Origin of the sequence: Streptomyces sp. NPDC005374 (assembly GCF_042872225.1) — a bacterium.
Lineage (GTDB): Bacteria > Actinomycetota > Actinomycetes > Streptomycetales > Streptomycetaceae > Streptomyces.
Genome location: NZ_JBIAKA010000011.1, coordinates 326,290 through 346,859 on the forward strand (window position 1 = coordinate 326,290; position 20,570 = coordinate 346,859).

Annotated in this window: 18 protein-coding genes, 3 tRNA genes and 1 pseudogene; 12 read left to right on the forward strand and 10 right to left on the reverse strand. The window is 68.9% G+C overall.

The window, feature by feature from the left end; translation table 11 throughout:
• Positions 1-1,332: 1,332 nt before the first annotated feature.
• Both ACFYRX_RS28455 and ACFYRX_RS28460 read left to right on the forward strand, forming a co-directional pair.
• On the forward strand, positions 1,333-2,031 hold the full coding sequence (locus tag ACFYRX_RS28455) for an SDR family oxidoreductase (RefSeq protein WP_389105416.1): 699 nt from the start codon (positions 1,333-1,335) through the stop codon (positions 2,029-2,031).
• A gap of 384 nt (positions 2,032-2,415) precedes the next feature.
• Complete coding sequence (locus ACFYRX_RS28460; protein WP_389105418.1) at positions 2,416-3,246, forward strand: enoyl-CoA hydratase/isomerase family protein; 831 nt, start codon at positions 2,416-2,418, stop codon at positions 3,244-3,246.
• A gap of 405 nt (positions 3,247-3,651) precedes the next feature.
• On the opposite strand, the gene ACFYRX_RS28465 is transcribed toward ACFYRX_RS28460, so the two are convergent.
• Positions 3,652-4,266 carry a TetR/AcrR family transcriptional regulator gene (locus ACFYRX_RS28465; RefSeq protein WP_389105421.1) on the reverse strand — a complete coding sequence of 205 codons (615 nt, stop codon included), beginning with the start codon at positions 4,264-4,266 and terminating at the stop codon, positions 3,652-3,654.
• A gap of 131 nt (positions 4,267-4,397) precedes the next feature.
• Between ACFYRX_RS28465 and ACFYRX_RS28470 the strand changes: the two genes are divergently transcribed.
• From ACFYRX_RS28470 to ACFYRX_RS28485, 4 genes are all read left to right on the forward strand, one after another.
• The gene (locus ACFYRX_RS28470) at positions 4,398-5,237 is read left to right on the forward strand and encodes an alpha/beta fold hydrolase (RefSeq protein ID WP_389105423.1); all 840 of its coding nucleotides are present in this window, start codon (positions 4,398-4,400) and stop codon (positions 5,235-5,237) included.
• A gap of 80 nt (positions 5,238-5,317) precedes the next feature.
• The gene (locus ACFYRX_RS28475; protein WP_389105426.1) at positions 5,318-6,046 is read left to right on the forward strand and encodes an SDR family oxidoreductase; all 729 of its coding nucleotides are present in this window, start codon (positions 5,318-5,320) and stop codon (positions 6,044-6,046) included.
• 293 nt (positions 6,047-6,339) lie between these two features.
• Positions 6,340-7,407 (forward strand): alkene reductase, encoded by a 1,068-nt coding sequence (locus ACFYRX_RS28480; RefSeq protein ID WP_389105428.1) that lies wholly within the window; start codon positions 6,340-6,342, stop codon positions 7,405-7,407.
• A gap of 241 nt (positions 7,408-7,648) precedes the next feature.
• Positions 7,649-7,792 (forward strand): hypothetical protein, encoded by a 144-nt coding sequence (locus ACFYRX_RS28485; protein ID WP_389105430.1) that lies wholly within the window; start codon positions 7,649-7,651, stop codon positions 7,790-7,792.
• A 684-nt stretch (positions 7,793-8,476) separates the two neighbouring features.
• On the opposite strand, the gene ACFYRX_RS28490 is transcribed toward ACFYRX_RS28485, so the two are convergent.
• Positions 8,477-9,388 (reverse strand): alpha/beta hydrolase, encoded by a 912-nt coding sequence (locus ACFYRX_RS28490; protein ID WP_389105433.1) that lies wholly within the window; start codon positions 9,386-9,388, stop codon positions 8,477-8,479.
• 153 nt (positions 9,389-9,541) lie between these two features.
• Here ACFYRX_RS28490 and ACFYRX_RS28495 point away from each other — a divergent pair, with 153 nt between their 5' ends.
• Positions 9,542-9,664, forward strand: coding sequence for a hypothetical protein (locus ACFYRX_RS28495; protein WP_389105435.1), 123 nt, complete (start codon positions 9,542-9,544; stop codon positions 9,662-9,664).
• 52 nt (positions 9,665-9,716) lie between these two features.
• Here ACFYRX_RS28495 and ACFYRX_RS28500 read toward each other — a convergent pair whose 3' ends face one another.
• Positions 9,717-10,520, reverse strand: coding sequence for a nuclear transport factor 2 family protein (locus ACFYRX_RS28500; RefSeq protein WP_389105552.1), 804 nt, complete (start codon positions 10,518-10,520; stop codon positions 9,717-9,719).
• Positions 10,509-11,444: pseudogene (locus ACFYRX_RS28505) on the reverse strand (NADP-dependent oxidoreductase); the annotation flags it as partial. The pseudogene ACFYRX_RS28505 and the gene ACFYRX_RS28500, both read right to left, overlap by 12 nt.
• 90 nt (positions 11,445-11,534) lie before the next feature.
• Between ACFYRX_RS28505 and ACFYRX_RS28510 the strand changes: the two are divergent.
• The gene (locus tag ACFYRX_RS28510) at positions 11,535-12,542 is read left to right on the forward strand and encodes a GlxA family transcriptional regulator (RefSeq protein ID WP_389105554.1); all 1,008 of its coding nucleotides are present in this window, start codon (positions 11,535-11,537) and stop codon (positions 12,540-12,542) included.
• A gap of 881 nt (positions 12,543-13,423) precedes the next feature.
• The gene (locus tag ACFYRX_RS28515) at positions 13,424-14,017 is read left to right on the forward strand and encodes a TetR/AcrR family transcriptional regulator (RefSeq protein ID WP_389105438.1); all 594 of its coding nucleotides are present in this window, start codon (positions 13,424-13,426) and stop codon (positions 14,015-14,017) included.
• On the opposite strand, the gene ACFYRX_RS28520 is transcribed toward ACFYRX_RS28515, so the two are convergent.
• Complete coding sequence (locus tag ACFYRX_RS28520) at positions 14,000-15,253, reverse strand: alpha/beta fold hydrolase (protein ID WP_389105440.1); 1,254 nt, start codon at positions 15,251-15,253, stop codon at positions 14,000-14,002. The genes ACFYRX_RS28515 and ACFYRX_RS28520 overlap by 18 nt on opposite strands.
• A gap of 343 nt (positions 15,254-15,596) precedes the next feature.
• A complete protein-coding gene (locus tag ACFYRX_RS28525) occupies positions 15,597-15,815 on the reverse strand; it encodes a hypothetical protein (protein ID WP_389105442.1) in 219 nt (72 codons plus the stop codon).
• A gap of 485 nt (positions 15,816-16,300) precedes the next feature.
• Here ACFYRX_RS28525 and ACFYRX_RS28530 point away from each other — a divergent pair, with 485 nt between their 5' ends.
• A complete protein-coding gene (locus ACFYRX_RS28530) occupies positions 16,301-16,909 on the forward strand; it encodes a TetR/AcrR family transcriptional regulator (RefSeq protein ID WP_389105444.1) in 609 nt (202 codons plus the stop codon).
• Between the two features lie 72 nt (positions 16,910-16,981).
• Here ACFYRX_RS28530 and ACFYRX_RS28535 read toward each other — a convergent pair whose 3' ends face one another.
• The 4 genes from ACFYRX_RS28535 to ACFYRX_RS28550 all read right to left on the reverse strand — a co-directional run bounded on the left by ACFYRX_RS28535 (position 16,982) and on the right by ACFYRX_RS28550 (position 18,527).
• Positions 16,982-17,473: a TetR/AcrR family transcriptional regulator C-terminal ligand-binding domain-containing protein gene (locus ACFYRX_RS28535; RefSeq protein WP_389105446.1), complete on the reverse strand. Its 492-nt coding sequence runs from the start codon at positions 17,471-17,473 to the stop codon at positions 16,982-16,984.
• A gap of 659 nt (positions 17,474-18,132) precedes the next feature.
• Positions 18,133-18,206: transfer RNA gene (locus tag ACFYRX_RS28540), tRNA-Ile, on the reverse strand.
• A 169-nt stretch (positions 18,207-18,375) separates the two neighbouring features.
• Positions 18,376-18,448, reverse strand: a tRNA-Asn gene (locus ACFYRX_RS28545).
• Positions 18,449-18,454: 6 nt separating this feature from the next.
• Positions 18,455-18,527, reverse strand: a tRNA-Asn gene (locus ACFYRX_RS28550).
• Positions 18,528-18,686: 159 nt separating this feature from the next.
• Here ACFYRX_RS28550 and ACFYRX_RS28555 point away from each other — a divergent pair.
• Positions 18,687-18,992 carry a YtxH domain-containing protein gene (locus ACFYRX_RS28555; RefSeq protein ID WP_389105449.1) on the forward strand — a complete coding sequence of 102 codons (306 nt, stop codon included), beginning with the start codon at positions 18,687-18,689 and terminating at the stop codon, positions 18,990-18,992.
• A 117-nt stretch (positions 18,993-19,109) separates the two neighbouring features.
• A complete protein-coding gene (locus ACFYRX_RS28560) occupies positions 19,110-20,552 on the forward strand; it encodes an FGGY-family carbohydrate kinase (RefSeq protein WP_389105451.1) in 1,443 nt (480 codons plus the stop codon).
• Positions 20,553-20,570: the final 18 nt, after the last annotated feature.

Consider the following 20,570-nt stretch of genomic DNA (forward strand, 5'->3'; position numbering starts at 1 on the left):
CATGGGCGGTCTTGGCACGCCGCGCCCACGGCGCCAGCTGCCTGCGCTCAGCCTCGTCCAGGACAGGACGAACTCACAATGCTGCAGCTCGCCCCACTCAAATGGCACAACGGATCGCCCCCGAGACACCGTCGGCCTGGACACGTCTGCGCCGTCCCGGCCCCTGTACGGCCCCTGGGTCTTGGCATCGGCCCTCAAGTCAGTCGCCCGGACCGCGGGCCAGGACCTCGATCATCCACTCAGCTGCAGGTCAGACGGTTTACAGTTCCCCAAGCCGTCTCCGGACCCCAAACCCACGAGCAGCGGATCCGGTCCGTTCAGGCAAAGTTGACGATCCGACACCCTAAAATGAACGTTTCCGCAGGTCAGAAGCCTGCACAGGTGGGGCGGGTGGGACTCGAACCCACGGCCGACGGATTATGAGTCCATTGGGGATCTTGGCGGTCCTTGCCGATCAGTGCCGATTCACGCCGTTCTTGCAGGTCAGACGTGCTGATCCGTGTCAGCCTTGTGCAGTGCTTGTCGGTCTGTTCCTGTCCTTGTGGCCCCTCAATGGCCCCTGGAGGTCGATGAGTTGGACGGTCGCCACGGAAGCACCCATGTCCGCACAGTTCAACCAGGGGGGCAGAACCTTCGCACAGCGGATTTTCCTTCCACCGCGCGGAGGCTCCGCCCCTCTACTCCGGGCGGAGCCTCTGCAACCATTTGCGCAGGTCAAACGTTTCCTCGTCACCCTATCCAGCTCAGTCGCCCTCTCCCAGAGTGAACTGAAGGGATGTGGCGGACGTCGTCTTCGAGCGCGCGGTGTGGAGGTTACCCCTCCGCCGGGGACTCTCCCGGTTTCAGGCCGATCAAAGGGCGGAGCGACGTACGGGCGGAAGTTGCCGGGCTGCCAGCGGTCGACGTTGCGCATGTCGGTGACGTCGCATTCGCCAGCGGGTTTGGCGGTGCCGCTGATGAAGCCCTGGCTGAGAGGTGAGTAGGCGACGAAGCCGACGCTCAGTTCGTCGAGGATCGGGAAGATCTGCTCTACGTCCCGCTCGAACAGGAGTACCCGGCCTGATGGACGGGACCGGCTGTACGACTTACGCCCTGCGGGTGGTCTGCGGGCCGGTCTCGCTCAGGCCGAAGTGCTTGACCGTGCCCGCGTCGATCAGCTCCTTGACGGTGCTCCGGCAAGGAGCCCGGCGCAGCATCGTTCACCAGGCGGATCGGTTGCGATCACCAACTCGGCCCGTTTACTATTACGACCGTAATTTAATGGACCTGGGTCGCATCTCGCCATGCCACCAGCCCTCTGGTCATCTCCTCTCCACTTCACCAGGAACCTTCATGGACCTTTCCGCCAGCACCGCCCTCGTCACCGGAGCCAACCGCGGCTTCGGCCGGGCCCTCGCAGCCGAACTGCTCAGCCGCGGCGCCACCGTCTACGCCGGCGCCCGCAACCCCGACCAGGTCGACCTGCCCGGCGCCAAGCCGATCGCACTCGACATCACCGACCCCGACTCCGTCGAGGCGGCCGCCGCGGCCACCGGCGATGTGACGGTCCTGGTCAACAACGCAGGCTCCTCCACCGGCGCCGACCTGCTCACCGCCGACCTGGACGACATCCGCCTGGAGATGAACACCCACTACCTCGGCACCCTGACGGTGACCCGCGCCTTCGCACCCCAGATCGCAGCGAACGGCGGCGGGGCGATCCTGAACGTCCTGTCCGGCCTGTCCTGGGTCAGCTTCCCGGAACTCGGCGCCTACTGCGCCGCCAAGTCCGCGGAGTGGTCGCTCACCAACGCCCTGCGCGTGCAGCTCGCCGACCAGAACATACGGGTGGCCGGTCTGCACGTCGGCTACATGGACACCGACATGGTCCGGACCGTCGACGCGGCCAAGTCCGACCCGGCCGACATCGCGCGCATCGCCGTGGACGGCATCGCCGCCGGCGCCTACGAGATCCTCGCCGACAACGCCGCCCGCCAGGCCCAGGCAGCACTGTCCGGGGGCGTCTCGGCGCTCTACCCGCAGCTCCCCTGAGACGCACCCACCACCGGCCAACCGCCGGGCACGTTCGCCAAGGGAACGCCACGGCACAGCATCTGCGATTCGCCGGTCGGCCAGACATGCCAAACGACCGGCGATGGTTCCCCCGCGTGTCGGGTCTTGCCTACTGGGCGTTTTTCGATCCATTGCATTACGACCGTGAGGTACATGGTGGGGACCGAGCGGTGGCTCGCCATCAGCGCGAACGGATGGAGCCCACACCATGCCGCACGGGTGCAGGCGGGACCGGCCCAGCCGATGCAGCTCCGACTGACAAGTCGGTGACACCCGCACCCCGCCAGGCCCAACAGCTCCGTGGTCGCCGGACGCGATCACGGCCACGCAAGCCCAAGCCCGCTACGAAATGGAAACCACGCCATGAGCCAGCCCAGCACGATCCGCCTGGAGCGGACGACCCCGCGGACCGCGAAAATCACGTTCTCGAATCCTCCCGTGAACCTGGTGGTCCCCGAGTCCATCGTGACGCTGCACAAGATCGTCCAGGAGCTCGAGAACGACCCGGACATCCAGGTCGTCGTCTTCGCCAGCGAACTCCCCGACTTCTTCATCAACCACTTCGACGCAGCCGCGGCCGCCGACCTCCCCGCGCCCGAGCACGAGGACGACAACCCGCTCTGGACCGACATCGTCCTGCGGCTGACCAAGGCCCCGTTCGTCAGCATCGCGGCCATCCGGGGCCGTACCCGCGGCGCCGGCAACGAGCTGGCCCTCGCCTGCGACCTGCGCTACGCCAGCCGCGAGAAGGCGCTCTTCGGCCAGCCCGAGGTCGGCCTCGGGCTCGTCCCCGGCGGAGGCGGCGGCGAACGCCTGCCGCGCTCCATCGGCCGCGACCGCGCGCTGGAGGCGATCCTGACCAGCGCCGACTACGACGCCGACCTGGCCGAACGCTGGGGATGGGTCACCCGGGCCCTGCCCGACGCGGAGCTCGACGCCTTCGTCGACGCGACGGTCGCCCGTCTCGCCTCCTTCGACCGGCAGGCAATTGCTACCGCGAAGTCCCAGGTCAACCGGGCGACACTGCCGCCGGACGCCCACCTGGTCGCCGCCTTCGGTGAGTTCGCGGGCACCCTGACTCAGCCGGGATTCGCCGCGCGTGCGGTCGGGCTCGGCGCACTGGTCGCCGAAAAGGGCCTCGACGTCGAGTACCAGCTGGGTGAGTACATCGGCCGGGTCAGCGAGGCCCTCTGATCGCTCACGACCGACCGCAGCGCCTCACAGGGCGCCCGTCGGCGCCGCGACACCACAAGGGGTTCCATCCCCCCACCCACCAGGGCTCCCATGGCGGCCGGGCACGCCTCAACGGCAGCCCGGCCGTCGGCTCCCGGCCGGAGGGCCCCGCCGCACCCGCCGGGCCCGAGCACGGAAAACGCGACGGACGATGCCCCACCGCGCACGGTCGTGACGTGCGAGTCGACCGTTCTCGCGTCATGTGCCGTGGCTTCGTCGCCGACACATGAACACTTTTCGGCAGCGGTGCCAGGCCCTCCTTCGAGAGGGCTTCTGCTGTAACGCCGCTCCAGCGGCTTGAAATCGCAGGCTTTTGCGTCAGTGTCCGACCCTCGGGTGCTCGCGCCCTGCGTCGGTCGGATGCGGTCAGGCTTCTGGGCTCTGTGCCGCCGGCTGATCACCGCTGACGTGCGCCAGCGAGGCGAGAATCTCCTTGCGGCAGACGTCGAGGATTTCGTTCGCCAGCGGAGACCCGTCCGGGCATGCCCGCGACAGCATGACCGCGCCGACCGAATGGGCGAGCATGTCGATCAGCGTGGTGCGGTCCACGTGCTGGTCCTGGTCCGCATCACCCGGCGTGTCGCTCGGGGTCTGAAGGACGGTCAGCAACTGCTCGATCCCGGCCGCGAACTCCCCCTTGAGGTCTGCCGGTTGACGTGCGGCATCACCGCTCAGGGCCGCGATGGTGCAGCCGTCACCGCGCCCGTCGCGATGCTGCCGGGAGACGTAGCTCTCGACGAACTCGGCCGGCCCCAGGCCTTCTGTCCGTGCCGCGATCTGCGAGAGCCCGCTCGCGGACGCTTCGGCCATCAGATCGGCCTTGGAGCCGAAGTGCTTGTAGAACCCGCCATGGGTGAAGCCAGCAGCCGCCATCAGTTCCGCCACGCCGACGCCGTCATAGCCGCGCTCGCGGAAGAGTCCGGCGGCTGTCGCGACGATGTGCGCACGGTTCCGCTCCGCCTGCGCCTTGGTCACTCGCATGTCCAGCCTCCCCATCCACGGTCGGCACTCGACGGTCAAGCATACATAGATGTCGATCGGCATCTAAGGGCTTGACTTTTTATATTACGACCGTCATCGTATTGCTCGTCCCCGCCAGAAAGGCTCAGGCCATGAGCGATACGCATGTGACCGCCCCGACGCAGTACGTCGAGGTCGACGGCGACCGGTTCGCCTACCGCCGCTGGGGCAAGCCCTCCGGCGTCCCGATCTTCCTGGTCCAGCACTTCCGCGGGGGAATGGACCACTGGGACCCCCTGCTCACCGACGGCCTGGCCGAAGGCCGAGAGGTCATCCTCTTCAACGGCCGCGGCATCGCCTCCTCATCCGGCACCCCGCGCAACCGGGTCGAGGACATGGCCGACGACATCGCCGCGGTCATCCGGGCGCTGGGGCTGGAGCAGGTCGATCTGCTCGGCTTCTCGATCGGCGGCTGGCAGGCACAGGAGGTCACGCTGCGCCACCCCCAGCTGGTGCGCAAGCTCCTCCTGCTCGGCACCGGCCTGCGCGGCGGGGACCCGACCATGGACCCCAAGGTGCCCGAAGTAGCCCTGAACCCGGTCCCCGGCCTGGAGGACTTCCTCTTCCTGTTCTTCGGCCGCTCGCAAGCCGCAGTCGAAGCCGGCCGGGCCTTCTGGGAGCGCCGCCACCAGCGGGCCGACCAGGACCCTCCGAGCTCACCCGCCGTCGGGCAGGCGCAGTTCGAAGCCGCCACCGCCTACGGGGAACCGCTGCCCGGCGAGAACCCCTACACCTTCCTGAACGCGATCACCCAGCCGACCCTGGTCCTCAACGGCACGAACGACGTGATGATCGCCTCGATCAACTCCTGGCACCTCGCCCAGAACATCCCCAACGCCCAACTGCTGATCTACCCCGACGCCGGGCACGCAGCGCACTTCCAGTACCCCGAGCGGTTCCTGAAGCACGCCCTTCAGTTCCTCGACGAATAAGCAGCCGCGCCCGAAAGGCGAGCGGTACGTCCTGGGTGTGCCCCCACCCCCGAAGAACCACCTGACGAGAAGAGACAGACATGAAGATCGAAGGTTCGGTAGCTCTGGTGACCGGCGCCAACCGTGGCATCGGCAAGGCCTTCGCGGACGAGCTCCTCGCCCGCGGCGCGACCAAGGTGTACGCGGCTGTCCGCGACGTCACCACCATCACGGACCCGCGGCTCACGCCCGTCGCCTTGGACGTCACGGACCCGGCAGCCGTCGCCGCGGCCGCTGCCCGGTTCGCCGATGTCTCGATCGTCGTGAACAACGCCGGTGTCGCCAGCGCCAACTTCCCCCTCTCCGCCTCGCTCGACGTGGCGCGCAGCGAGCTGGAGGTGAACTACTTCGGGCTCATCTCCATGACGCAGGCGTTCGCCCCGGTCGTGGCAGCCAACGGCGGCGGCGCCTTCGTCAACATGCTCTCGGTCGCCTCGTGGGCGGCATACCCCGTAGCCGCCACGTACGGGGCGTCGAAGGCAGCCGCGTGGAGCTACACCAACGCCGCAAGGCAGCAGCTCAAGACACAGGGGACCGAAGTCGTCGCCGTCCACGTCGGGCCGGTCGACACGGACATGCAGGCCGGCTTCGACGTCCCCAAGACCCCGCCGGCCGACGTGGCCCGCAGCGCCCTGGACGCGCTGGAGGCAGGCCGGCCCGAGGCCATCGTCGACGAGATGAGCCGCAACGTGAAGTCCACGCTGCACGACGACCAGGCCCTGCTGTACCCGGCCATCGAGGCGCAGCTCGCCGAGCAACTGGGCGACTGACCCACGGGAGCGCCGGCATCGAGGCCGAGGCCGCGGCCTGGGCCTGGCCCCCGCAACGGTCACCTGGGTGTGGTCGAGGCGGGTGTCCGGTACCGCCGCGGGTAGCGGGCCACGAAGTCGGACTTCTGCGCGCAGCCGACCTCCAGCATCGCCGCGTACGACTGCTCAGGAACTCCGGAGCCCCCCGCACGCCCCCAAACCCTTCCTGCGCTGCCCACCACCCAACAAAGTATTATGTTCGTAATGCAATCCGCCGAACTCATGGCGGATGCCGACATCCCGAGGAATCACGCATGCTCAACAGCCTGTGGACCCCCACCGTCGCCGGAAAGATTTCCCTACCGCACCGTCTGGCGATGTCCCCCCTGACCCGCAACAGGGCCACCCCAGACGGCGTGCCCACCGATCTCAACGCCGAGTACTACGCCCAGCGCGCCTCGCACGCCCTCATCATCACCGAGGGCACCCAGCCCTCCGACGACGGCCAGGGCTATATGACGACCCCGGGCATCTACACCGAGGCGCACATCACCGGCTGGCGCAAGGTCACCGACACCGTACACAAGGCCGACGGACGCATCGTCATCCAGCTCATGCACGTCGGGCGCATCTCGCACCCCGACAACACCCCCCACCACCGCCAGCCCGTGGCCCCCTCCGCGATCAAGCCGGCAGGCCAGATGTTCACCGCCTCCGGGATGCAGGAGATGCCGGAGCCGCGCGCACTGACCACCGACGAGGTCGCCCAGACGGTCGACGACTTCCGGCGCGCCGCCGCGGCAGCCATCGCCGCAGGCGCCGACGGCGTCGAGATCCACGGCGCCAACGGCTACCTCATCCACCAGTTCCTCTTCCCCACGACCAACCAGCGCACCGACCAGTACGGCGGCTCCCTCGACAACCGCATCCGCTTCGCGGTCGAGGTCGCCACCGCCGTGGCCGACGAGATCGGAGCCGACCGCACCGGCATCCGCTTCTCCCCCGGCAACCCCTTCCAGCTCGGCGACCTCACCGAGGACGACACCCACGAGCTCTACCCGCACCTCGTACGCGCCCTCGCCCCCCTCGACCTCGCCTACCTGCACCTCGCCCACGGCGGCGACGAAGAACTCCTGGGCACGCTGCGCGAGTTGTGGCCGAACACACTGATCCTCAACCGCGCCGGCACCGACATCGCCACCCGCGCCAAGGACATCGACAACGGCGTCGCCGACGTCATCACCGTGGGCTCGATGGCCCTCGCCAACCCTGACCTCGTGGAGCGCATACGAGCCGGCGCTCCCCTGAACGACCCCGACCCCGCCACCTTCTACGGCGGCGGCGCGGCCGGCTACACCGACTACCCCACCCACGCCGCCTGACCACAGCCCCCAGCGCCGGAGGGAGTCGCCTTCCTCGGGCGCTTCGGCGTACGCACGCCAGGGCATAGATGCTGAACGTCCGCGCGCGTGACGAGCGCGGGTCCTGGGGTGCGACCCGAGCGGCAACGTCGTCGATCACGGTGAGCACCCCGTCGGTGTACGCGCGTCGGGTCGCGTCCGCGCCGCGAGCGATCTCGTCGAGCAGGGCGGCCGACGGGCAGCCGTGCTCAGAACTGTCACGGTGCTGCACCGAGAGACAGGCCCGCAGGATCTGCTCCATCCCGGCCTGGCCGGGCACCGCCGCACCCACAGCCTCGCACTGCGCGCGCAGCTGGTCGGCGGCCGCCGTCGCGACCAGATCGTCCTGGAGTCGAAATGGGCGTAGCACGCACCCTTGGCCAACCCCGCAGCGGCCATCAGCGCAACGATCCCCGAACCGTCGATCCCGTCGCTCTTGAACCGACGCCCAGCGGTCTCACCGGACGATCGGCCCCGATCTGGCCGACGTCAGCGCCGACGGCGCGATCACCAAGGCCCCGTGCGGCGGCGACCAGGGCCGTCGCAAGGGTGAGCCAGATCCACCGGTCAGTGGCCTGAGGTCACGGCGAGCGGGCCGAACAGGTTGACCTCCAGTTTGGAGACGGACACCGGAGGTGTCGGTGTCGAGCACGGAACCGACGCGGGCGATCCCGGTGTTGTCACCACGACGCTCACGTCCTGCGCGATCCCGGCGGCGCGGGTTACCTAGGCGGGGCCCGTCACGTCGAGGTGGAGCGGGATCAGCCGGGGGGCGTCGGCGACGATCGTGCGAGGGTCGCGGGCGGCGGCGTAGACCTTCGCGGTACCGCGGTCGAGCAGCTGCCGGACGAATTCGCGGCCGAGGCCCGGTTCGCGCCGGTGACCAGGGCGATCTGGCCGCCGAGCCGAGTCACGAGACCTTCTCCGTGAGGGTTGTGGGGCGGTATCCGGCGCCACGATCCACCTGCGGTTGGTGGGAGCGTGACGTCGGATACGGCCGGCTGGGCGTGGAATCCGGAAGATCGCCGGACGGTGACGAGCTAAGTGGTACTCAGGCGCCGAGATGCCGGCGCAGCCACTGGCCCATCTGCTCGATCGCCTGGTCGACCTCGGGTACGCGTCCGGCGCCGAGGATGAAGGAGTGTTGTCCCTCGGGCAGCGGGTGGACCTCGGAGGTGACCTTGAATTCGGTGAGCCGTTGTGCGAGTGCGGCGCCGTCGCCGGCGAGGGTCTCGTACGCGCCGTAGTGCACGACGGTGGGTGGGAGGCCGGTCAGGTCGGCGTTGACGAGGCTGAGCCGCGGGTCGGCGAAGTCCAGGTCCGGGTCCTGCACATACGCTGCCCGCATCTGCTCGAGGATGTTGCGGCTGAGCATCTTGTCGTGTTCCTCGTTCTCATCCACCTTGGGGTTGGTGAGGGTGACGTCGGCCCATGGCGAGATGCTGACGATCGCACCGGGGGTGGGCTCGCCCTTGGCGAGCAGCCGCAGGGGCAGCATGACGGCGAGGGTGCCGCCGATGGAGTGGCCGGTGCTGCCGATGTGCTGCGGCTGGTAGCCCTGTGCGAGCAGCCATCGGTAGGCGGTCTCGACGTCGTCGATCTGTGCCGGGTAGGGGTGTTCGGGGGCATGGCGGAAGTCCACGACGAGCGAGCGGATCCCGGCGGCTTTCGCGATGTGCCCGGCGGCCTTGCGGTCCGAATGCATGGAGGCGGTGACTGAGCCGCCGAAGTGGAAGTGCAGCAGGGCCCGGTCGGGGTCGGCGCCGACGGGGATGGCCCAGAGGGCGGGGACGCCGTCGGCGTCGACCTCGGCGTAGGTGACGTCTTCCGGTTCGGCGGTCGCCAGGTGGTGCGTCTCGGCGACGTCTCGCACAACGCCCAGGTCCAGGCCCGGCGTCATCCACTTGGCGCGCACGCCGTCCAGGAACTGCGCGAACTGCTGCGCCTGCGGACTGATTCCCATGATGACACTCCTGTCTGTGCTGGGCACGCTCGTGGTGCCCAGCCGGTTCGGTGATGCGACAAGGTGCTGGTGTGCTGCACGAACATTAAATTATGGTCGTACGTTCAATGGCCCCGGGCGGCGGCCAGCGGCCGGCTGGACTAGTGAAGGAGGGTGCGGGCCCGATACGGGCGAGAGCGCAAGCAGGAGGCGCTGCGGCGGATCATCGAGACAGCTGGGCGTCGGTTCAAGAACGACGGGATCGACGGTTCGGGGATCGCCGCGCTGATGGCCTGATGCCGGTCGCTCTCACGGGGCTGGACGAGATTCGCCCCGCCCCCGGCGGCTGTCAGAACATCGTGTTGTCGTTGGCGGCGGTCTCGGGCACGTCCTGCGCGGAGTCCCAGTGCTCGACGATCTTTCCGTCCCTGACCCGGAAGAGGTCGAGGACCGACCGGCCACGCTCGCCCGGTGCGTCGATCTGGTGACTGTGCACGGCGACCAGATCTCCCTCGGCGATGACCCGTTTCCGTGTCACGCTCAGCTGCGGCGACCGCTCGAAGTACCCGCCCAAGCCGGCTTTCGCGCCGTCCGCGCCGTCGGAGAGGAGCGGGTTGTGCTGGTGATACTCGGCGCCCAGGTAGGTGTCGATGGCGGTCAGATCCTTGCGGACCAGCAACTGGTCGAAGAATTCGGTGACGAGTCGCTTGTTGTAGGCGGTGAACCAGCGCTGCCCGACCGCCTCGGTCCGCGGCTCGCTGAGCGTGGCGAACATGTCGTTGCCGCTGGCCGTGGTGGCGGGCACTTCCTGAATGATGTCCCAGTGCTCGGCGATCTTGCCGTCCTCGAAGCGGAACAGGTCGAACACGGCCAGACCCTCGGTGCCCGGCACCATGACGTAGCGGGAGTGCAGCAGCACCAGATCACCTTCGGTGATGATCCGGCGGGGCTCGAAGGCGGCCTGCGGGAACTGCTGTCGCATGGCGCCGCTGAAGAACTTGAGGGCGTCGGCTCCGTCGGGCGCCAGAGGGTTGTGCTGGATGTAGGAATCGGGCGACACGACCCGATCGACGATGGCCGTGTCGCCGAGGACGAACACGTCATGCAGCAGTTGGCTGGCAATCTGTGCCTTGCTGTCTCGAACGGTCAGCACGATCTTGCCGATGGTGCGGCCGGTCTCGCCGAGCGCGTGCGCCTTGGCGGCCTCGGCGAGCGGGAAGGTGGCCTCGATGTGGGCGCGCAGTGCGCCGGTCTCGACGAGGGCGGCGATGGCCTGCATGCCGGCCTGGTCGGCCTCGACCAGCAGCGACTCGTAGCGGATCCCCCGCTCGGCGATCGCCGTCAGTTCGCCGGCGTCGACGGGTACCGGAAGGATCGAGACGAGGGTGCCGCCCGGGCGCAGCACGGCCACGGATCGGGCGCGGGCGGCGGAGTCACGGGAGATCGGGTCGAGGACCACGTCGATGTCGCTGAGCACCTCGGCGAAGTCGACGCTGTGGTAGTCGACGACCTCGTCGGCACCGAGGGATCGCAGGAAGTCGTGTTTGGCGGCGCTGGCGGTGCCGATCACGTACGCGCCGCGAGCCTTGGCGATCTGCACGGCGAGGTGACCGACGCCGCCGGCCGCCGCGTGGATCAGGACCCGCTGCCCGGGACGGACGCCGGCGGTGTCGACCAGTGCCTGGTAGGCGGTCAGCGCGGCCAGCGGCAGCGCACCGGCCTGGACGTGGTCGATGCCGGCGGGCTTGTGCGTGAAGACGCGGGCCGGCCCGGTCACGTACTCGGCGTGCGAGCCGACTCCGCCCGGGTAGGGCAGCATGCCGAAGACCTCGTCGCCGGGCTTGAACAGCGTGACGCCCACACCGACGGCCTCGACGACGCCGGAGACGTCCCAGCCGAGCACCAGCGGCAGCCGGGCGATGGTCGCGGACCGGGCACGGTTCCCCCAGTCGGTCGGGTTGACCCCGGCCGCGTGGACGGCGACCAGGATCTCGCTCACCCCTGGCGCCGGTTTGGGCAGCAGGGTCTCCTGCAGCACGTCGGGGGCGCCGTAGGTGTCCTGGCTGATGGCTCGCATGGTCTCGGTGTCCGTCATGGGCCCAGCCTGGCCGCCGTCACAGGCCCCTACAATGGCGTGATCGCCAATTTTCGACGGGATCCTGCCGTGATCAAGGTGCACCGCGTCGTTGTCCTCGCCTCACACGGGGTGTACCCGTTCGACCTGGGCATTCCCCACCGCGTCTTCGGCGCCGCGGACGGCCGCTACGAGGTCGTGACCTGCACCATCGACGGTCACCCGGTACGCACCAACGCGGACTTCTCCATCACCGTCGATCATGGCCCGGAGGCGTTGCGCACCGCCGACACCGTCATCATCGCGCCGTTCCACACCGGCAACCCCCGCCGTCAGACGTCGGTCGACCTGGCGCAAATCCTCGCGTACGTGGCCCCCGGCACCCGGATCGTGTCCACCTGCACCGGCGCCTTCGTGCTGGCCGCGGCGGGGCTGCTCGACGGGCACCGGGCCACCACGCACTGGCACGCCACGGGCCTCTTCCGGGAGTGGTACCCGCAGGTGGAACTCGACCCGAACGTCCTGTTCGTCGACGAAGGCGACGTGCTGACCTCGGCCGGTGCCGCTGCCGGTATCGATGTCTGCCTGCACCTGGTCCGCAAGGACCACGGCAGCGAGATCGCCAACCGTGTGGCCCGCACCTGCGTCGTCCCCCCGTGGCGCGACGGAGGCCAGGCGCAGTACATCGAACACCCGGTCCCCGACGCAACGGCGAACGACACGTCCGCCGCCCGGCAGTGGGCGCTGCAGAACCTGCACAAGCCGCTGACCCTGAGCGACCTTGCCGAGCAGTCGAACATGAGCCAGCGCACCTTCGCCCGCCGCTTCAAGGAAGAAGTCGGCTTGAGCCCCGGACGCTGGCTCATCCAGCAACGCGTCGACCGGGCCCGGCAGTTGCTGGAATCCACCGACCTGCCGGTCGACGACATCGCCGGCCAGGTCGGCTTCGCCAGCGGCACCTCGCTGCGCGAACACCTGCACGCCGCTATCGGCGTCACACCACTGGCCTACCGGCGCACCTTCCGAGGCCCACTGGCAACGAGCCGTGCCGCCGCGGCGGATGCCCGGCGGGACGGTCAAGTATGTCACCCTGGATCGTAAAATTATGCACGTCATACCATCGGCTGCGCCGGGGACCGGTATCGGTCGCGGGTATGACAGCAAACGCACCCGTGAGTCGAGCTATGTCCTTACACGCTGATCCTCACCCCGGGCCGGCGCCGAGATCGCCTTGCAGGCCAAGGGCATCGACAACGGCATCGCCGACGTCGCCACCGTGGGCTCGATGGCCCTCGCCGACCCCGACCTGGTCGAGCGCATCCGCGCCGGCGCACCCCTGAGCACCCCCGACCCCGCCACCTTCCACGGCGGCGGCGTGGCCGGCTACACCGACTACCCGACCCACCGCCTGACCGGAACGCCTTGCGCGAGGAAGTCGCCTTCCTCGGGCGCTTCGGCGTACGTACGACACAGTCGGCACCGGTGTTCCGGCGATGACCTCGAGGTCGCGCCGCGCGGCTCCGATCCAGTTCGGCCCACTTCCCATGACCAGGGCATCCCCGGCGAATGCATCCTGGCCGAAGCCGACCACGCCGGCAGGAGGGCCGTCGTCGGCCCGGTCGAAGCCGGCGCCATGCGTACCCATGCGAAGCGGTCTGCCTTCTCACCGCGGCCGCCAAGGCACCACGCCCTCGGGGTACGACCGCACCACGGGCAAGGACGAGCAGGTTCGAGACACGGCCGGCGGAGGCGTCGAGGCCGGCGTACGTGATGTGGTCGTCACCGAAGACGATCGCGGTGGGCTCGGGACATCGAGAAGCGGTGTCCGTCATGTCGCCACAACGGCCCGCGACTTGCCGCCCGAGGGGCAGCAAAAGCGGTCGAACATCAACGTTGCCTGTCAATCGTAATATTACATACGTCAGACCATAGATTACGATGGGATACAGGGCAATGGCCGGGCAAAGTGGGGGAGGGACCTTGTGGCGCGCTACACCAAGGAGCACAAGCAGGTCACGCGGCAGCGGATCATCGAGCGGGCCGGCCACCGGTTCAAGCAGGACGGCATCGACGGGTCCGGCATCTCCACGCTGATGTCCGACGCCGGGCTCACCAACGGAGCGTTCTATGCCCACTTCGAGTCCAAGGACGACCTCGTCACCCACGTCATCGCAGAGCAACTGCGCACGTTGGTGAAGCAGTTCGGCGGGCTGCGGCCCGGCCGCGCGGGACTCGAGGATCTCATCCGCGAGTATCTGTCGCCCGGACACCGGGACAACCCCGGCGACGGCTGCCCGAACGCAGCCCTGCTCGACGAGATCGGCCGCTGCGGTGACGGAGCCAGGGCTGCCTACACCGACGGTGCCAGGGCCATCCTGGACGAGTTCGCCGCCCGTTTGGCACCCGAGGATCCGCAGTCCGCCCGCGGCCAGGCGACCGGGCTCTTCACGATGATGGTGGGAACGCTGCAGCTGTCCCGCGCGCTCTCCGACCGGAAGTTCTCCGACGAGGTCCTTGAGCAGGGAATCGAGAACGCCCTCGCCTTGGCGCGGTGCCCGTCAACACCGGCTGGGTGACCACCTGACAAGGGCCACGACGCCGGTGCCGTACACCCGCGCTTCCGCCGCCAGCGAGAGCGGGTGCCCCGGGGCAATTGCCATCTCGGAAGCGACACCGACGCGGCGGCCCTCCGCTCGTACCGCCGATGGCGTTGCGCGCATTCGGTACGCCATGGCGGCAGCGCAGGTCCCGGGCCTGCCGCCCGGACGGCACGTCGACCACACTGGTCTCCGCATCGCCATCCCGCACGACAACCGCCGCGGCGCCGCATGACCGAGAAGCGGGCAGGTCAGTGACGTGGAACAAGTGACGAGAGCCGTGGCGCCCCGCGGGGGGCACGGGGCAAAGGAAAAAAAAACGGCCCCGGCGCCCCACACACCCCCCCCCCCACGCCCGCCCAACAAAACGCGAGCCGGCGGGCCCAACTGCTCGTGGTACTGGAAGATGCCGCCGTGGCCGCCGTCGGGGTAGATCACCAGCTCGGAGTTCGGCAGCCGCCTGTCCATGTCGTACGAGTTGGGCGTCGGAACCATTCTGTCGTTGTCGCCGTTGGCGACGAGCACGGGGATCTTGATGACGGACAGATCCTGCGGCTGGGCCAGTCCCCAGCGGTGGATGGCCTTGAGCTGGGACCGGTACGCGGTCAGGGCGATGGCCTTGTCCCGGTCCTGGGTGCGCTCCTTCAGACGGGCCAGGAACTGCTTGCCGGCCCGAATCCCGTTCGGGGTGCGGGTGAAGAAAAGGAATTGCTTCGGGTCCTGGAAGGTGAGCAGCGCCCGGAGGGTGTCGTAGTCGGACAGCCGGGTCACGTTCTTGATGCCCTCGCCGCCGGCCGGACCGGTGCCCGCGAGGATCAGCCTGCGGATGAGCTGCGGATCGGTCTGGGCGATCACCTGGGCGATCATGCCGCCCATCGAGAAGCTGAGGACGTCGACCTGCTCGAAGCCCAGCGCCCTGATGAAGGTGACGGCGTCCTTGGCCATCTCCTCGATGGTCTTCGGCGTCTTGCCGGTGGACGCGCCCACGCCCCTGTTGTCGAACGTGATCACCCGGTGCTTGGCGGCGATGCCGTCGACGACCCGGGGGTCCCAGTTGTCCAGGACCGCGGCGAGGTGGGTGATGAAGATGACCGGCATGCCGGTCCGGGGACCGAGGTCGCGGTAGGCGTAGGTCACTCCGTCGGCGGTGACGGTGCGGGTCTGCGCGTTCTTGTACGACGTCACCACGTCACCTCGTGTTTCGCGTGCGTTCACGGTCGTGCCCTTCAATGTGAGGGTTACCGCCAGTACGCTCCGACTCCTGCCTCCTCGCAGGTGGGCGTCGAGCGGTTCCCATATGTCTCCCGGCCGCGACTGCAGTCCGGATTCGACGGCCAGAGGAGGGCCTGGGAGAACTCCCTGAATCGGGCCCCTGAGCAACCCGTCGACCATTGAAGTATGACCATACTTTCATCGTGGCGCAAGTGATGAGTGGCACGAGATGCACGGCGGCTGAATCACGAGTTCCGGCGAGCGCCCGGGGCGTGTAGCACAGCGCACCACCAGGGCAGGGGCGGTTCACCTACGTCGGACGTTGATAACGGCGGCGTTCACCGCGTCACCGGCTGGCCGGCGAGCTCGGCGAGTTCCGCCCGCGACCGCCGCAGTCCAAGCCACTACGCGCGCGGAGCTCGTGCCGGCCCACGATGTCCCGTTCGAAGTCGACGAGGAGGGTGCCGCCAGGGCTGCGCCGGGTTCGCTGCAGGCACAGGTGGGAGTTGCGCCGTACCGGTGGCGCGGGGGCGGAGTCGAGGCGGGTGTTGTCGTAGTCGACCATGCGGACTCCGGCTCAGTTCTCGCCCCTGGAATCCGGGGTGCAGCCTGGCCTCGTGTTCACGCCGGGCATCCGTTTCCACGATCAGGCCCCTGTGGCCGTCGACCCGCCCTCATCGCGCTCACTCCTACTCCCGGGCAACACCGGAGTGCTGCCGCCGGACGAAGGGGCAGCCCACAGCGGCAACGTGCCAGCCTCTTTGGTGAGGACATGCACGATCGCCGCCCTCGACCCGCTCGCTGACGACCCACATGACCTGCTGGGCGACCCGGGCGCACAAGGGTTTCCTGCGCCAAGCAGAGCCCGTGATCGGCCACGGAACCGCATGCGGGCCAGCTACGCAGGCAGTCCAACACGGCGGGGCGGAGGGGCGGTACTCCTGCCCCGGGAGGGTGCCGGAACCCGAAGTCATTGAATTACGTTCGCAATACAATACATTGGAGGAGCCGCTGGACGGCGAGTGGCCCGCCCGGCGCGTAGAGGAGTGTGTGGTGCGATACAGGAAAGAGCACAAGCAGGCGACCATGCAGAGGATCATCGAGACGGCGGGCCGCCGCTTCAAGGAGGACGGTATCGACGGCTCGGGTATCGCGGCGCTCATGAAGGACGCCGGGCTGACCAACGGCGCCTTCTACACCCACTTCACGTCCAAGGACGACCTGGTGGCCACCACGATCGCCGACCAGCTGCAGGCCCAGAACGCGACCATCGTCGCGCACGCGGAACCGGGCCGCGCCGGCCTCGAACAGATCGTGCGCTGGTACCTGTCCCCCTGGCACCGCGACAGCCGTGACGTCGGCTGCCCCTCCGCCGCCCTGCTCGACGAGATAGGGCGCTGCACCCACCCGACAAGACAGGCTTACACCGAGGGCGTGCTGGTGGTCGCCGACGGCATCGCCGCGCGCCTGGCGCCGGACGACCCGCTCTCGGTCCGCCCCATGGCACTCAGCTCGTACGCCATGATGGCCGGCACACTCCAGCTCTCACGGGCCCTCGCCGATCCGCGGCTCGCCGATCAAGTCCTCGAACAGGGCATCCACAACACCCTCGCCCTCCTGGGCATCGAGCACGAAGGGAACACCAGGAGGGCGCACTGACAGCCGTACACATGGACGCTGCGGAGCGCGCACCGCGCCCTCCGCCTGCCGGTGACGACGCACGAATGGCCGTCAGAGCAGGGGCATGAGGACGCCGTCGACGATCGCCGCGATGTCGTCGCCGCTGACCCGCCGGTCGCGGACAAGCCCCCAGTGGAGCAGCAGAGCGACGGCGACGGCGACCGCCATCGAGTGACCTCCTGATGGATCGGCCTGGCGCGGGGGCAGATCGCCGCGCTCCACCGCGTACGCCAGCACGCCCTCGATGGCCTGGTGCAGGGAGTCGACATATCGCCGCCTGATGAGACCGCACAGTTCCGGCTCCTGGCGAGCCGTGTCATGCAGGGCAGTGTGCAGGTCGACGCGGGAACGGTTCTGGCTCCAAAGGGCGCGGGCCATCGTCGCAACGAGTTCCTCGCGGAGTCGGCCCGGACCGATGATGACCGGCCCAAGGTCGTCGGTGAGACCGCCGTGGTCCAGCGCCTCCGCGGCGAGCTCCGCCCGGGACTTCCAGCGCCGGTACACGTTCGCATCGCGGACCGTGATGTGGTCCGGCCGTGCCACGCCCGGAGGGATTCCAGCGGTCGTTGCAACACGTGGCCAGTGTGAGGCGATCGTGAGGGCTGTATGCAGGCGCTCGGCTGGGGTTTCCCAGCCGAACGTCTTGCGTGGTCGGCCGTGAGTTCGGCGGCGATGGCGTCGAGGGGCTGCGCTCCAGCTCGGCCGCGATCTTCCTCAACGGCACCAGACGGTGCGCTGACCGCACATGGCTCAGCCTTGACGAACTCGGTGCGCCGTCCATGGGACCGTTTCCTCTTCGGGCCGTTTCCCTGGCCTCGGGCCTGTCTGCCAGACGCACCGGCATCCGCGCCGCCTCCAGTGCCGGCCCGGCACTCGACAGTCCGCGCGGTGGACGGCATCCCATGCCGCCGAACCAGCAAACGGGACAACGAAATCGGCCCGGAAACCCTCTCGGCCTGACCCCGGCCGCGCCCCCCGGCCCCTGTACGGCCCCTGGGTCTTGGGGACGACCCGCAGCGCAGCCGCCCGGACCGAGAGCAGCAACCTTGAACACCTACTCCACCGCAGGCCAGAGGGGTTGGATCTCCCCCGGGCGCCGCCCGACTCCAAACCCACGAGCAGCGGATCCAGTCCGTTCAGGCAAAGTTGACGATCCGACACCCAAAAAATGAACGTTTCCGCAGTTCAGAAGCCTGCACAGGTGGGGCGGGTGGGACTCGAACCCACGGCCGACGGATTATGAGTCCGCTGCTCTAACCGGCTGAGCTACCGCCCCATCGCGGCGTGTCGCGTACATGTGTGCGCGCCGTCTGCCGCAGCATAGCCGCTCATACGATCTCCTGCTCCGCAGGGGCGACTTCGCATGCCCTTCAGGACTACGCCGTGACCTGCACGGTTCCCTCGCACATGAAAAAGGACCCCTACGGGGTCCTCGATCATCTGGGCTCTCCCGACTGGACTCGAACCAGTAACCTGCCGGTTAACAGCCGGCTGCTCTGCCAATTGAGCTACGGAAGATCGAAGCTCCCCCGACTGGACTCGAACCAGTAACCTGCCGGTTAACAGCCGGCTGCTCTGCCAATTGAGCTACGGAGGAATGCCTCGCTGCATCGAACGAACCTCCCTGGGTATTCGCCAGGGGGCGGCCGGTCGCTGCGACACATACATTAGCGCAAGCAGGGGGGTGCTCCGCCAATCGGTTCCCCCGACACCGACGTCGCATCGGAGACCTACGCAAGGGAGAAGGGTGGCCACCATGCGCTACAAGCTCACGTTCGTGGTCGGACTGACTCTGGGTTACGTGCTGGGCACCCGTGCCGGGCGCGAGCGCTACGAGCAGTTGAAGAAGTCCGCTCGTCAGGTCGCTCAGAACCCCGCTGTCCGCAACACCGCGGAGTCGGCGGCACAGCAGGGCCGCCAGTTCGCGGGCAAGGCCTACCACGTGGTCAGCGACAAGGTCGGCGACCGCGTGCCGGAGTCGGTGACACAGCGGGTGCGCTCGCTGCGGGACCGCAACACGAACGGCACACCAGAGGACGACTGGGGCACCAGCACCACCTGAAGCCGACGGTGACGTAACGCACCTGAAGGGGCCCCGGCCCGTGCGACCAGCCCCTATGGGCCCGCACGGGCCGAACCACGCGCGCCGCCACGACGCTACGCCCATAGAATTTGCGCCATGGGGATAGTCGCCGGGTTGGACAGCTCACCCGAATTCACTCGCATCGTCGTCTGCGACGCGGACACAGGTGCCGTGCTCAAGCAGGGGTACGCCCCGCACCCGGTGGAGGGCGGAGGCCGTGCCTCCGACGTCGACCCGCAGGCCTGGCTGCTCTCCCTCGGTGAAGCCGCCGGCGGCGGTCTGCTCGAAGGCGTGCAGGCCATCGGCGTCTCGTCCCAGCAGAACGCCGTCGTTCCCCTGGACTCGCAGGGCAACACCGTCCGCCCCGCGATGGTCGGCGGCGACAAGCGCGCGCAGGTCTCCGCGGCCGACCTCGTCGACGCGCTGGGCGGTCGTGAGGCGTGGGCCCAGGCGGTGGGGTGCGTGCCGCAGGCCGCGCAGCCCGTCACCAAGCTGCGCTGGCTGAACAAGACCGAACCCGACGCGGCGCTGCGTACCGCCGTTCTGATGCAGGCGCACGACTGGCTGGTGTGGCAGCTGCTCGGACGGCCGGTCAGACGGACCACCGACCGCGGTGGCGCCTCCGGCACCGGGTACTGGTCCGCCGCCACCGGCGCCTACCGTGCCGATCTGGTCGAGCTGGCTCTCGGCCACCAGGCGATGCTCCCCGAGGTGATCGGTCCCTCGGACGCGGCCGGTACGACTCCGGAGGGGCTGCTGATCTCCGCCGGGACCGGGGAGACCATGGCCGCCGCCTTCGGTCTCGGCATCGGGCTCGGGGACGCCGTCGTGTCGCTGGGCGCGTCCGGGTCCGTGATGGCCGTGCACCCCGAGGCGCTCGTCGACAACTCGGGGATGATCACCTCCCTGGCCGACGCGACCGGCATGCACCTGCCCGTCGTCACCACCCTGAACGCCGTACGGACCCTGCGCGGGGCCTCCGAGATGCTCGGCCTGAGTGATCTGGAGAGTCTGTCCGATCTGGCGATGAAGTCGACGCCGGGCTCCCACGGACTCGTACTGCTGCCCTATCTGGAAGGCGAACGCACGCCGAACCTGCCGCACACCGCGGGGACGCTGAGCGGGCTGCGGCGGGAGTCGATGAAGCCGGAGCATCTGGCGCGGGCCGCGTTCGAGGGCATGCTGTGCGGGCTCGCGGACGCGCTGGACGTGCTGCGCGGCCGGGGGGTCGAGGTGCGGCGGGTCTTCCTGCTGGGGGCCGCCGCCGAGCTGTCCGCCGTACAGGCCGCCGCGCCCGCGCTGTTCGGCGCGCAGGTCGTCGTGCCGCAGCCGGCGGACTACGCGGCGATCGGTGCCGCCCGGCAGGCCGCCTGGGCGCTCGGGGTGTCGCAGGGCACCCTCGATCCGCGCACTCCGCCGATGTGGCAGGGTCCGGCCGCGCAGGTCCTGGAGCCGGGTGAGGAGCTGGCGGTCGGGCAGGCGGTGCGGCAGCAGTACGTGTCGGTGCGCGAGCAGACGTATCCCGGCGCGTTCCGCTAGGCGGGGATCCGGAAGGTA